Source organism: Micromonospora sp. NPDC005254, from assembly GCF_042872525.1.
Taxonomy (GTDB): Bacteria; Actinomycetota; Actinomycetes; order Mycobacteriales; family Micromonosporaceae; genus Micromonospora.
The window spans coordinates 480,801-493,355 of record NZ_JBIAKM010000005.1 but is presented as its reverse complement, the minus strand read 5'-3'; the positions used below and the strand labels follow the sequence as shown (position 1 = coordinate 493,355).

The 12,555-nt window shown below is 73.6% G+C and carries 13 protein-coding genes; 5 read left to right on the top strand and 8 right to left on the bottom strand.

Annotation, left to right across the window (positions count from 1 at the left end; translation table 11 throughout):
* Window positions 1-141 precede the first annotated feature (141 nt).
* Window positions 142-405: a flavin reductase gene (locus ACFYPR_RS18700; RefSeq protein ID WP_387261111.1), complete on the top strand. Its 264-nt coding sequence runs from the start codon at window positions 142-144 to the stop codon at window positions 403-405.
* On the opposite strand, the gene ACFYPR_RS18695 is transcribed toward ACFYPR_RS18700, so the two are convergent.
* Genes ACFYPR_RS18695 through ACFYPR_RS18685 form a run of 3 tightly spaced genes read right to left on the bottom strand, consistent with a single transcriptional unit; the run spans window position 402 to window position 2,530 of the window.
* The gene (locus ACFYPR_RS18695; RefSeq protein ID WP_387261109.1) at window positions 402-971 is read right to left on the bottom strand and encodes a GNAT family N-acetyltransferase; all 570 of its coding nucleotides are present in this window, start codon (window positions 969-971) and stop codon (window positions 402-404) included. The genes ACFYPR_RS18700 and ACFYPR_RS18695 overlap by 4 nt on opposite strands.
* A 24-nt stretch (window positions 972-995) precedes the next feature.
* Window positions 996-1,502: a DUF664 domain-containing protein gene (locus tag ACFYPR_RS18690; protein WP_387261107.1), complete on the bottom strand. Its 507-nt coding sequence runs from the start codon at window positions 1,500-1,502 to the stop codon at window positions 996-998.
* A complete protein-coding gene (locus ACFYPR_RS18685) occupies window positions 1,499-2,530 on the bottom strand; it encodes an aldo/keto reductase (protein WP_387261105.1) in 1,032 nt (343 codons plus the stop codon). The genes ACFYPR_RS18690 and ACFYPR_RS18685 overlap by 4 nt, the downstream gene beginning before the upstream one ends.
* 110 nt (window positions 2,531-2,640) lie before the next feature.
* On the opposite strand from ACFYPR_RS18685, the gene ACFYPR_RS18680 reads away from it, so the two are divergent.
* Window positions 2,641-4,185: a glycosyltransferase family 39 protein gene (locus ACFYPR_RS18680; protein ID WP_387261103.1), complete on the top strand. Its 1,545-nt coding sequence runs from the start codon at window positions 2,641-2,643 to the stop codon at window positions 4,183-4,185.
* A 6-nt stretch (window positions 4,186-4,191) separates the two neighbouring features.
* On the opposite strand, the gene ACFYPR_RS18675 is transcribed toward ACFYPR_RS18680, so the two are convergent.
* Window positions 4,192-4,659, bottom strand: coding sequence for an RrF2 family transcriptional regulator (locus tag ACFYPR_RS18675; RefSeq protein WP_387261100.1), 468 nt, complete (start codon window positions 4,657-4,659; stop codon window positions 4,192-4,194).
* A gap of 69 nt (window positions 4,660-4,728) precedes the next feature.
* Here ACFYPR_RS18675 and ACFYPR_RS18670 point away from each other — a divergent pair, with 69 nt between their 5' ends.
* Complete coding sequence (locus tag ACFYPR_RS18670; protein ID WP_387261098.1) at window positions 4,729-5,463, top strand: SDR family oxidoreductase; 735 nt, start codon at window positions 4,729-4,731, stop codon at window positions 5,461-5,463.
* Between the two features lie 52 nt (window positions 5,464-5,515).
* On the opposite strand, the gene ACFYPR_RS18665 is transcribed toward ACFYPR_RS18670, so the two are convergent.
* On the bottom strand, window positions 5,516-5,998 hold the full coding sequence (locus ACFYPR_RS18665; protein WP_354855256.1) for an NUDIX domain-containing protein: 483 nt from the start codon (window positions 5,996-5,998) through the stop codon (window positions 5,516-5,518).
* A gap of 53 nt (window positions 5,999-6,051) precedes the next feature.
* On the bottom strand, window positions 6,052-6,735 hold the full coding sequence (locus tag ACFYPR_RS18660) for a hypothetical protein (protein WP_387261095.1): 684 nt from the start codon (window positions 6,733-6,735) through the stop codon (window positions 6,052-6,054).
* A gap of 569 nt (window positions 6,736-7,304) precedes the next feature.
* Between ACFYPR_RS18660 and ACFYPR_RS18655 the strand changes: the two genes are divergently transcribed.
* Window positions 7,305-10,103 (top strand): LuxR C-terminal-related transcriptional regulator, encoded by a 2,799-nt coding sequence (locus ACFYPR_RS18655; protein WP_387261093.1) that lies wholly within the window; start codon window positions 7,305-7,307, stop codon window positions 10,101-10,103.
* A 177-nt stretch (window positions 10,104-10,280) separates the two neighbouring features.
* Complete coding sequence (locus ACFYPR_RS18650; protein ID WP_387261090.1) at window positions 10,281-10,814, top strand: hypothetical protein; 534 nt, start codon at window positions 10,281-10,283, stop codon at window positions 10,812-10,814.
* Here ACFYPR_RS18650 and ACFYPR_RS18645 read toward each other — a convergent pair.
* A complete protein-coding gene (locus ACFYPR_RS18645; RefSeq protein ID WP_354855252.1) occupies window positions 10,801-11,385 on the bottom strand; it encodes an NAD(P)H-dependent oxidoreductase in 585 nt (194 codons plus the stop codon). The two genes, ACFYPR_RS18650 and ACFYPR_RS18645, sit on opposite strands and share 14 nt — an antisense overlap.
* The gene (locus ACFYPR_RS18640; protein ID WP_387261086.1) at window positions 11,382-12,554 is read right to left on the bottom strand and encodes an LLM class flavin-dependent oxidoreductase; all 1,173 of its coding nucleotides are present in this window, start codon (window positions 12,552-12,554) and stop codon (window positions 11,382-11,384) included. The genes ACFYPR_RS18645 and ACFYPR_RS18640 overlap by 4 nt, the downstream gene beginning before the upstream one ends.
* Window position 12,555: the final 1 nt, after the last annotated feature.

Below are 12,555 nucleotides of genomic sequence, written 5' to 3'. Positions count from 1 at the left end.
GTTGTCCAGAGACTCCCGGCAAAGTGGGGTATCGACGGCGCGGCCGGCAGGGACCCGAACCCGGCGGACGCGTTCGTGGCGGGGCCGCTTCCGCGACCAGAAGCGGCCCCGCTTCCAACAGCCGACCCAGGAGGAGGACCAGTGCTCCACACCGAAGGAAAGGCCAGGAAGTCGACGCACTCCCCGTTGCGCCCGTCGTGGCGCTGCCCGGTCTGCGGCATCCTCTGGCCGTGCTCGACCGCGAAGCTTCGCCTGCTCGGCGAGTACCGCGAGGATCGGCCCGGCCTGTTGACGCACCTGGCGACCATCCAGAAGGAGGCCGAAGCGGACCTCACCGCGCTCAACCCCGGCGTGGCGCTGCCCGACCTGACCCCGCGTTTCGTCGGCTGGGCGCAAGCCCGCTAAGCCAGGCGGGCGTGCAGGTGCATGTCGTGCCAGCCGTCGGCGTGGCGCATCGACTCGCGCGTCACCCCCTCCAGGGCGAAGCCGCCCCGCGTGGCCACCCGGCACGACGCCGCGTTGGCGGTGGAGTGCTCCAGGGCCAGCCGGTGCAGCCCCGCCGCGAAGCTCCACCGGGTCAGTGCGAGCAGCGCTTCGGTGGCGACGCCCGCGCCACGCGCGGCGGGCAGCACCCAGTACGACACGTCCGCCGACGCCTCGGCGAGTGACACCTGCCGCAACCCCACCTGACCGACCGGCCGGTCGTCGTCCTCGACGATCGCCCAGCTCACGGCGGTCTCGGCGCTCCAGCGGGCCGCCCACTGCGCCGTCCACGCCCGCGCCTCGTCGTCGCTGTCCAGCCTGCGAACGTGCCAGCGCTGGATCGCCGGGCAGTCGAACGCCGCCCGCACGAGCGGGGCGTCGTCGTCGCGCCACGGCCGCAGCGTCAGCCCGGGGCGTACCGGAAGGTGGGGTTGTTCCTGGGCGGCGAGGCTTCCGGCGGGCAGCGCGGGCGCGACGAGCAGCGGCATCGGTCCATTATCGAGCAGGCGGCCTCACTCTCCGGTCGGGCCGCCCGCCAGCTCGGCGACCACGTCGAGGTGGCCCAGGTGGCGGGCGTACTCCTGCACCAGGTGGAACAGCACCCGTTCCAGTGACGCCGGGTCGGCGCCGTTCCAGCGCGGGCCCGGCGCGCCGATCTCCGCGAGGTCGTGCGCCGAGACCACCGCGCTGGTGTGGGCGCCCTGCGCGCGCAGCGCCGCCACCAGGTCGGCGAGGGTCTCCTCGGGGGCGACGTACCACCGGTCACCGCGGCGGTCGCCCCACGGCTCGGCGACCGCCCGACCCTCGAAGCCCCACTCGATCCAGCGCAGCTCGACGTGGCGCAGGTGCGTGAGCAGCTCCAGCGGGGTCCACCCGGACGGCAGCCGGCTGCGCCGCAGCTCCGGCTCGTCCAGCGCCGACACCTTGGCCACCATGGACTCCCGGAAGTAATCCAGGTAGCGCAGGAAGATCTCGGTGCGGCTGCCGGCCGGGGTGGTGGGTTCGGGGAACGCCGTCATGAGCCGGTCGGTAGGTCACGACCGCGCTGGCGCACACCCGCGCCGCCGTACGGGTAGTCGCCCACCAGCGGGGCGCTCGCCTCGTCCAGCAGCCGCATCTGCTCGGCGTCGAGGACCAGGTCGGCGGCGGTCAGGTTGTCGTCGAGCTGGTCGGTGGTCCGCGCGCCGAGGATCACCGAGGTGACCGCCGGTCGGGCCGCCAGCCAGGCCAGCGACACCGCCGACATGGAAGCGCCGTGTTCCCCGGCGACCTGGCGGACCGCGTCGAGCACCCGCCAGGTGCGCTCCTCGGCGTTGCGACCGGCGTACGCCTCGACGCCGCGCTGCGGGTTCTCGCCGAGCCGGGTGGCGCCGGTGGGCGTGGTGTCGCGCTGGTACTTGCCGGTCAGCCAGCCGCCGCCCAGCGGCGACCACGGAAGGATGCCGATGCCCTCGTTCTCGCAGACTGGCACCAGCTCGAACTCGATCTCCCGGGCCAGCAGGTTGTACTGCGGCTGGAGGGTCACGATCGGGGTGAGGTTGAGGTGCTGGGTGAGCAGGGCGGCCTTCTGCAACTGCCAACCGGTGAAGTTGCTGACCCCCGCGTAACGGATCTTGCCGGCGCGGACCGCGTCGTCGAAGAAGCGCAGCGTCTCCGGCAGCGGGGTCAGCGGATCCCACGCGTGCGCCTGGTAGAGGTCGACGGCCTCGACTCCGAGCCGCCGGAGGCTGGCGTCCAGGGCGCGGGTGAGGTGCACACGGGACAGGCCGGCGTCGTTCGCCCCGGGGCCCATCGGGAATCGGCCCTTCGTGGCGATGACGAGGCGGTCGCGCAGGTCGGGGCGGGAGCGCAGCCAGCGACCGATGATCTCCTCGGAGACGCCGGTGGAGTAGACGTCGGCGGTGTCGAGGAAGGTGCCGCCGGCCTCGACGAACCGGTCGAGCTGGGCGAAGCTGCCCTCCTCGTCGGTCTCCGCGCCGAAGGTCATCGTGCCCAGACACAGGGTCGACACCACCGTGCCGGTGGCGCCCAGAGTGCGGTATCGCATGTCGTCCTCTCGGTCCGAGTTACGAAGCTGATCTTCGCACCTGCTCAGACCACCTGCATCCGCAGGCGTCGGGGCCCCCACGCGGCGGCTTCGCGGGCGATGATGGGTCGGTGAGCGAGCCCGCCATCGACACCGATCGACCGCACCTGCCGGCGCGGTCGTCCGCGCCGGCCGAGCTGCCGCAGCCCGGTCCCCGTGCGCTCGGCCCGTGGCTGGTCGCCGCCGCGACCAGCGTGACGTTGCTGCTGCTCGCCGGCCGCTACGGCTATCACCGCGACGAGCTGTACTTCCTGCTCTGCGGCCGGCACCTGGCCTGGGGCTACGTCGACCAGGGCCCGCTCGTCCCGGCGCTGGCCCGCCTTCTGGACACGATCGCGCCGGGCAACCTGGTGGTGCTGCGGACGCCGTCGGCGCTGCTGGCCGGCGTCGCGGTCCTGCTGGTCGCCGCCATCGCCCGCGAGCTGGGCGGTGGCCGGGGCGGGCAGACCTTCGCCGCGGTGCTGGCCGCGCTGTCCGGCATCGTGCTCGCCGGCGGGCACCTGCTCAGCACCACGACCGTCGACCTGCTGGTCTGGCTCGGCGTCGCGTGGTGCGCGGTGCGGCTGCTGCGCACCGGGGACAGCCGGTGGGCGCTCGCGCTCGGGCTGGTGCTCGGCGTGGGCATGCTCAACAAGCTGCTGCCCGCGTTGCTGGCCGTGGGTCTGCTCGCCGGGGTGGTGATCGCGGGGCCGCGTCGGCTGCTGCGCGACAAGTGGGTGCTCGCCGCCGCCGGGATCGCCGTGCTGCTGGCCGCGCCGAACCTGATCTGGCAGGCCGCGCACGGCTTCCCGCAGCTCGGTGTGGCGGCCTCCATCTCCGATGGCGACAGCTCCTACAGCGGTCGCCTCGACGCGCTCACCCTGCAGTTCGTCATCATCAGCCCGTACGCCGTGCCGATCTGGATCGCCGGCCTCGTCGCCCTGCTGCGCCGGCCGGCGTGGCGGGCGTACCGCGCGGTGGGTTGGGCCTGGGTGGTCGTGGTCGGCATCGTCCTGGTCGCCGGCGGCAAGGGTTACTACGACGCGCCTCTGCTGCTCGTGCTCACCGCCGCGGGCGCGGTGGTGAGCGCCGCCCGGGCCTCGCGCGGGTCGGCGTGGCTGCGTCGGGGGGTGCTCGCGGTGCCGTTCCTGCTGCCCACCGTCGTGCTGTTGCTGCCGGTGCTGCCGGCCGATCGGCTGCCCAGCTTCGTGGTCGACGTCAACTACGACGCTGGCGAGACCATCGGCTGGCCGGAGTTCGCCGACTCGGTGGCCACCGTCCATCGTGCCCTGCCGCCGCAGGAACGTTCGCGGGCGGTCATCCTCACCGGCAACTACGGGGAGGCCGGGGCGATCGCCCGCTACGGGCCGGCCCGGGGGCTCCCCCGGGCGTACTCCGGGCACAACAGCATGGTGGATTTCGGCCGCCCACCCGCCGACGCGGACGTGGCGATCGTGGTCGGCTGGGAGCGCCCCGACGCGCTGAACGCCTGGTTCCAGGAGTGCACGCCCGCCGGGCGGGTGGACCAGCGGGTCGAGGTGGACAACGACGAGAACGGCGGCCCGATCCTCGTGTGCCGGGGGCTGCGGCGGCCGTGGGCGCAGATCTGGGACACCGAGGTACGCCACACCGGCTGAGCGTGCTCAGCCGGCGCGGTCGCCGGTGAGCCAGGCACTGACGCCGGCCAGGGCCTCGGGGCCGGAGTCGACGTCCACGTCGCGGGCGAGGTCGGCGATCGTGATCCCGGCCAGGGCCTCGCGCCACGCCTTCTCCGCCGTGGACATGGCGCGGGCGATGGGACACGCGCGGGTGCAGGACTCGGGTGGGCTGGCCAGCGGGCCGCGCTGGCGGATCTCGGTGCAGACAAAGGCGGGGCCGGGCCCGTCGACGGCGTGGACCACGTCGAGCAGGCTGATGCTCTCCGGAGCGCGGGTCAACGCGTAGCCGCCCGACTTGCCCTGCACGGAGTAAATGAGCCCGGCGCGGGCCAGCGACTGGAGCTGTTTGGCCAGGTAGCTGCCGGAGACGTCGTGCAGCTCCGCGAGCCGGGCCGCCGGGACGGGCCTGCTGCTGGCCGTGAGCACGACGCAGCAGTGCAGCGCCCACTCCACCCATAGGAAGTCCGAGTTAAGTGCCGTAGCGGCATGGCGGACAAAACAGACAGGGAAGGTGGAACGGATATGAAGATCGCCGTGATGGGCGGGACGGGCCTCATCGGGTCCCAGGTCGTCCGGATCCTGCAGGCGGCCGGGCACGACGCGGTACCGCACTCGCAGTCGACCGGAGTCGACCTCCTCACCGGGCAGGGTCTGCCCGAGGCGCTCAAGGACGCCGACGTCGTCGTCAACCTGACCAACTCGCCGACCTTCGACGACGCCTCCCCCGCCTTCTTCCAGACGACCATGGACAACCTGCTGACCGCCGCCGAGCGGGCCGGCGTCGGCCACCCGGTCGTCCTGTCCATCGTCGGCGTCGACCAGGTGCCCGACCTGGCCTACTACCGCGCGAAGGTGCTCCAGGAGGACATCCTCAAGGCCGGCAAGGTGCCGTACTCGATCGTCCGCGCCACCCAGTTCTTCGAGTTCATCGACGCGGTCATCTCCTGGACCGCCGACGCCAACGGCGTCCGCCTGCCCAGCACCCCCGTGCAGCCGATGGCCGCGGCCGACGTGGCCCAGGCCGTCGCCGACGTCAGCGTGGGCGCCCCCCTGCGGGGCGTCCGCAACGTCGCCGGCCCCGACGTGTTCGGGCTCGACGAACTGGGCCGGATCACCCTCGCCGCGCACGGCGACCAGCGCACCGTTACCACCGACGACAGCGCCGGCATGTTCGCGGCCGCTCCCGGCGACGCGCTGATCGCCACGGAGGGCGCGGTGCTCGCGCCGACGTCCTACCGGGAGTGGCTGGCCCGCTGACTTTCCACCCGCGGTGTTCCGGCGTACGCCCCGCGCCGGAACACCGCACACCTCAGTGCCGCAGGAGCTCGCTCATCTCGATCGGCGGCACGTGGCCGCTGGGCGGCAGGCCACGATGCAACGCGAGCCCCGCGTCGACGACGACGGAGCGTTCCAGCTCGGCGACGCTCGCCAGCGGTGTCCACTGGGCCCGGTCGGTCGAGCCGCCCGTCTCGTGCCGAAGGTCGCCGCCGGTGATCCGCACCCGGTAATAGATGGCCAGCATGTGCAGCTCGGCGGCATCGGCGTCGCCCAACGGCACGTACCTCGTCCGCGAGTGCACACCGAGCAGATGCTCGACCCGCACCTGGTAACCGGTCTCCTCGGCCACCTCCCGGACGACGGCGTCGTACGGGTCCTCGGCGTGCTCGACCCCGCCGCCGGGCAGCGTCCAGTGGCACGCCGAGCTGTCCGCCGACACGAAGCGGGCGAGCAGCACGTGCTCGTCCCGCGTGCACACCGCGTAGGCGGCGACCCGCAGCCGTTGCGCGATCACTTCGACTCCTTGCCGGTCGGTCGGCGGCCCCGACCGGCAGGTCGCGCGGTCGTTCACCTCTTCGGGCGGACCGGCCCGGGATGCTGGACGCCCAGGTGCGAGCGGGGCGACCGCCGCGCTCCGGACCGGCGCCGCGACAGCGAACGGATCAGGTCGGCGTGCACCCGCTGCTCGTCACGGGTGCTGAGCCCGAGCTGATTGTGCAGCAGGTGGACCAGGTCGAACGTCATCCTGCCCTCGTATCCCGGTGCACGACGGAACGCCTCCAGCAGGTGTGCCCAGCAGGTCAGCGGGTGGCGTTCGGTCTTGAGCGCGGTGGTGATCCGCTGCCAGCGGACGCTCGGCAGGGCGGCCACCGCCTCGGACGTGACGAGCTCGCTGTCGCCCCGCAGGGCGGGGCAGTTGCGCATGGCCGCCACCATCGCCAGGTCCACGGCGGCGCCGAGGCGGGCCTGCCGCCCCGGGGTCATCCCGATCAGGTCGACCGCCACGTCGACCAGCCGTGGATCGCGCGCCAGCGGAGCGGCGAGGTGTGGCACGTGCACGGGCCCCTCCGCCCCGACCGCCACGCAGAGCCCCGCCAGTCGGGCCGCCAGCAGTCGCGGCGCGCTGCCGAGCAGGTGCAGACAGACCACCCGTGGCGACTGTCGGGTGAACGACCAGGCGGACAGCTCACCGGCAGCCTGTAGGCCGTGCAGCAGCGGACTGATGCCCCGGGTGAGGAACGCGTCGGCCACCGCGGCGCGCGGCGGCAAAAGACACTGAAATGCGTGCCATCGTTCCGGCTCGCTCAGCATCACCTCCGCATCTGACGAATTGTCCAGATAGGATCGATAATGAACGGTCATCCGAAGTCCCCCCAGAAGGCGTCGCACCGCCGGGGTCGACATTAAGCGACGGGGAACGATGCGACAGTAGGGGAAACCCCACATTGTCGTGAACTCACCGCAACCGCCGGTGTGCGCTGTGTCAAGAACCAAGTCCGCTATTTCGGTTTTTGGGCAGCAACATTTGCTCTCTTAGGCAATAGGACCAACCGGTCCCGCGATCGCAGTTCTTGTCGCGCGGACCTAGAGTTGCATCTGCCGCTCGCCCGAGCGCCGGCAATTGGCACCGCTGGCATCGGGCACGCCGAGAGGCCCGAACGGGACAGATCCTGGGGGTGGCAGTTGAAGCTGGGCCAACACTCGCCGCATTCTCGCGTCCGACCTGGCCGTCGGGCCGCCGCCGGGCCGAGTCCGACCACGACCGACCGATGGCGTACGCCGGTGGACCGCGGCGCGCGGGCGCCCGTCGTGGAGCGCCGATGAACATCAGCGAGGAGGAGTTCGCCCCGCCGCCGTCGGGCGACCCTCTCGACCCCCTGGTCGGGCGCAACTGCGCGCTCGACCTGTTCGACCGCGCCCTGGCCGGGGTCCGCGACGGCCAACCCGCCATGATCGAGTTCGTGGGTGACCCCGGCACCGGCAAGACGCGGCTGCTGCGCGAGGTCGCCGCGCGAGCCCGACGAGCCGGGGTGCCGGTGCTCGCCGCCGCCGGCCGCGACGGCCACCAGGTCGGACAGGCCCTCGCGGCGCTGACCGATGAGCCGTCGGCGGCGGTCCGCGCCGGTGGGCCGCTACTGCTGCTCCTGGACGACCTGCACAGCGCGTCACCCGCGACGGCCACGCTGCTGCGTCGGCTCGCGCAGGCGCCGCCCCGGGGTCTGCTGTGGGTCACCGCGTACCGGCCGCGGCAGATGCCGTCGTGCGTGACCACCGCGCTCGCCGCCGGCATCCACCTGAGCCGCCGGCCGGTCACCCTGACACCGTTGGATCCGGCCAGCGTCGCCGCGCTGCTCGGGCTGGTGGAGGGACGCGCCGCCCAGCGGGTGCACGTGCTCTCCGGCGGCGTCCCCCGCTACGTCCTCGCCTACCGCCCGGGCGCCCTGGACGGCCCGGTCGCCGCCCTGCGGGGCCTGCCCGCCGAGCTGCCCGTCGACGTCACCGGCGCGGTTCAGCTCGACCTCGACGCGCTGACCGACGAGCAACGGCAGATGCTGGAGGCCGTCTCGGTGTGCCCGGACGGGTTCGAGCCGGCGCTGGCCGCGGCGCTCGCCGATCGCGGCCCCGAGGTCACCAGCGACCTGCTCGACGCGCTGGTGGCCGCCGACCTGCTGCGGACCGACCCCACCGAGGCGTCGACCCTGCGGTTCCGTCACGAGGTGGACCGCACCGTGGTGTACCGCGCGTTGTCCCCCGGCCGGCGGCGACGCCTGCACGCGACGGCGGCCCGCGTCCTGCGCGAGCTCGGGCATCCGGTCACCCGGTACGCCGAACACCTGTCGGCCAGCGGGCAGTGCGCCGAACCGGCGACCGCCGACGCGCTGATCGAGGCGGCGGAGAGCGGTCTCGTGCCCCGGCTCGACGCGATCCGGTGGTTGACCAACGTCCAGCGGCTGCTGCCCGCCGCCGAGGTCACCGAGCCACGTCGTACGCGGCTGGAGTTCGCGATGGCGGACGCGCTGGTCGGCGCGGGTCAGCTGCGCCAGGCCCGCACCCTGTTACAGGAACTCACCCGCCGCCCTCTCGCCGACTGCGACCAGCGGCTGCGGGCGGTGGCCGCACGAGCGCGGGTGGAGCGCCTGCTGGGCCGGCCGTTCGACGCGTACGCGCTGCTGCTGCCGTACCGGGACGGGCGGGTGGAGCCGCACACGCAGTTCCTGCTGACCGTCGAGGCGGCGATCGCCGGCGCCCTCTGTGCAGCGCCCGACGCGGCCGAGCACGCCCGGAGTCTGAGCCTGCTGGCGGAGCGGACCGGCTCGGCGGTCAGCTCGACCACCGCGGCGGTGGTGCAGTCGTTCGTGGCCGCGTACACCGACTGTGGGATCCGGGCGCCCGAGACGCTGGACCGGGCGTCGTCCGAGGTGGACGCGTTCGCCGACACCGACCTTGCCCGGCACCCGGACCTGCTGGCCCTGCTGGGCTGGGCCGAATACTTCCACGAGCGGGAGCGCTCGGCCCTGCACCACTTCGACCGCGCGCTGGACATCTGCTGCCGCGCGGGTCTCGTGGCGCTGACTCCCTGGCTGCTGGTCGGCCGTTGCGCGGTGACCGCCCGACTGGGCAGCCTGGACCGGGCCCGGGTCGAGGGTGAGGACGCCGAGGAGGTGGCCGTCGCCATGGGCATCGACCCGATGGTGGCGCTGGCGCGCGCGTACCGGGCCATCGCGGTGGCCTGGCGCAGCGGCCCGAAGGCGGCCCGCCACCTGGCTGACACCGCCGTGCTGGACGCCAGCACCCGCCGCGAGAACTGGTACGACGGGGCGAGTCAGCGCGTGTCGGTGCGTCTGCGCTTCCTGGCCGGGGACCGGGCCGGCTCGACGGCGACGTTGCTGCGCGCCTGCGGCGGGGATGGTCTCGACCAGGTCGAGCTGACCAACCGGGCCTGCTGGGCCTCGGCCCTGGCCGAGATGGCCCACAAGGCCGGTCGGTGCGACGAGGCCAGGCGCTGGTTGGACGTGGCGGAGGGGTACGCCGAGCGGCTGGGGCTGCGGGGGCAGAGCGCGTTGACCCGGACGGCCCGGGCGCGGCTGACCCTGGAGGCGGATCCGCGCTGCGCCGCCGAGCTGGCCGCCGCGGCCGCGGACTCGTTCGCGAGTCTGGGGTGGAGGCTGGAGGAGGCGTCGGCGCGGTTGGTGCGGGCGCGGGCTCTGTGCGAGGCCCGGGAGTGGTCGGCGGCGGAGGTCGAACTCGCCGAGACCCGCCGCATCGCGGAGCTGGTCGACTCCCCGCCGCTGCGCCGCTCGGTGGCCGGCGAGCAGAGCCGCGCGGCCGGGGCCGCGGGCCGTCTGCCGGCCGCGGCCGCGGGCGGGGAGCTGACCCTGACGCGGCGGGAGTGGGACATCGCCCGCCTGGTGGCGGCCGGTGCGAGCAACGCCGAGGCGGCGGACCAGGTGTACGTGACAGTCAAGACGGTGGAGGCTCACCTGACCCGGATCTTCCGCAAGACGGGGGTGTCGTCGCGGGCCGGGCTGGCCGCGTTGCTGGTGTCCCGGGCTGTCGACCCGCGATCCGCTGTCGAGGATCGAGGGTCTGCGACCCGCAGGGCCCGATTTGAGCGTTGATGCCCACAATAAAACGCAGATGAAGGATAGGCGTCCCGTGACGAGTGTCGGATATCTCGCCTTCTGCCTGCGGGAATCTGATATCTTGTCTCCCACCACCGGTCAAACCCGACAGGGCTGACCGGGGGGCCGGAAGCCGCACTGGCTCGCCCGGAGATGCGCAGGAAAGGCATCGTCGTGAGTCAATACATCATCACCATCGTGCCCGTGGAGGACGACGGTGAGGAGATCACCGGCCCGGTGGCCCAGACCGTCGTGCGTCTGGAGACCGGCAACGGCCACCCGGTCGTGCGGGAGCTCACCGTCCGCGCGCCGCAGAGCGCCGGGCTGACCGGCGAGCTGCCGTACGTCGACTTCGACGCCCTGCTGCGCGCCTTCATCCCCCCGCAGGACCGGGACCGGAGTCGCGCCGAGGCCGTACCCCGTCCGGCCGTGACGGTCGGGCCGGTCCCCGCGACCACCGCGACCACCGCACCCCGGCCGCAGCCGCCTCGACCGGCACGCCGGGCCGGCGAACCGGACCGGCTCAGCCGACTCAAGGCCGGTCGCGCGTACCGCCGGGCGCCCGACCCGGCGGACCTGGAGGCGGTCTACGAGCAGGTCGGCACGATCAGCCGCGTCGCCGAGCACTTCGACGTTCCGGTGCACACGGCACAGGGCTGGATCAGCCGGATGCGCCGCAAGCACGACACCGAGGTCAGCGCCGGCTGACTCCGGGCTCGGCCGGCACGCCGGGCACCACGGCCAGCGCGTCCACCACCGCTGGCGTCGCCCGGTCCAGCCAGCGCTCGATGCCGACCTCCGCCGTGTCGAACTCGCGCTCCAGCACGCACAGGCCCGCCGTGGGCACGCACGCGCCCACCTCGGCCAGCAGGGCGCCCAGGTAGGTGTCGACGATGTGCCGGTGACCGGACCGGGCGGCGGTCATCAACGGCACCGCCACCACCCCGGTGAGCGCACCCCGGGGCAGCACGTCGACGAAGAGCTTCAGCAAGCCGCTGTACGCCGCCTTGAACGTGGGGCTGGCCACCAGCAGCAGCCCCGGTCGGCGTACCGCCTCCAGCACCTCGTCGAGCGTCTCCGGCCGGCTGCCCTGACCGACCAGCTCGGCCGTCAGCTCGGCCAGGTCGATCACCGTCGGCGTTCCGACGGGGGTCGGGCCGTGGGTCAGTCGGGAATGCAGTGCCGCCGCGGTGGCCAACGCGACGGTCCGCGTACGGGAATGGGGTTTCGGGTTGCCGATCAGCGCGGTCATCGGCAACTCCGCGACCGGCCCGGTCATCGGCCCACCGCCAGCTCCGGGGTCCGCCGGGCGGCCCCGTCGTGCGTGCCGGCCCCGTCGTCCGCGTCGGCCCCGCCACTCAGGAGACCGTCGTGGCGCAGCAGCGGCAGCACGCCCTCGCCGAACCAGTACGCCTCCTCCAGGTGTGGCTGCCCGGACAGGATCAGATGGTCCACCCCGGCGGCGTGGTACTCGGCGATCCGCTCCGCGACCTCCTCGTGGCTGCCCACCAGCGCCGCGCCGGCACCGGGCCGGATCAGGGAGTAGCCCGCCCAGACGTTCGGGTACACCTCCATCCGGGCGTTGCCGTCCGCGTGCAGCGCCGCCGCCCGCCGCTGGCCCTCCGAGTCGGTACGCGCGAAGCGCTGCCGAGCGGCGGCGATCCGCGCCTGGTCGACGCCGGCGAGGAGACGGTCCGCCTCGGCCCACGCCTCCCGCGCGGTGTCCCTGGTGATCACGTGGAGCCGACTCCCGGTGCGCAGCGTGCGGCCGGCCTCCGCCGCCTGCTCACGTGCCCGACCCAGCAGCTCGCCGAGCTGGGCCGGTGTCTCACCCCAGGCCAGGTACACGTCCGCGTGCCGGGCGGCCGCCCGCTGCGCCGCCGGCGAGGACCCGCCGAGGAACACGGCCGGAGCGGTGGCCGGTGGCCGGGCCAGCAGGGCGGCCTTCACCCGGTAGTGCTCGCCGCTGTGGTCGACCGGCTGGCCGGTCCACAGTCCACCCAGCACGGTGAGGAACTCCTCCGCGCGGGCGTAGCGGGCGTCGTGGTCCAGCCAGTCGCCGTAGCGGCGCTGCTCGTCCGGGTCGCTGCCGGCCACGATGTTGAGCAGCACCCGGCCCGCCGAGACACGTTGCAGGGACGCGGCCATCTGAGCTACAAGCGTGGGCGAGGCGAGCCCCGGCCGTAACGCGATCATGAACTTCAGCCGTTGCGTCTGCGCGGCCAGCGCGGACGCCACCACCCACGGGTCCTCGCAGAACAGGCCGGCGGGCGTGAGCACACTGGCGAAACCCAACCGGTCGGCGGCGCGCGCCACCTGCGCCAGATAGCCGATGTCCGGCGGGCGGCGGGTGATCCGGGCCGGCCGGCCTCCGCCACCGCGGGCGGGCTCGGCCAGGTCACGGCCGTCTCCGTGCGTCGGCAGGAACCAGTGCAGGTCCAGTGGCATG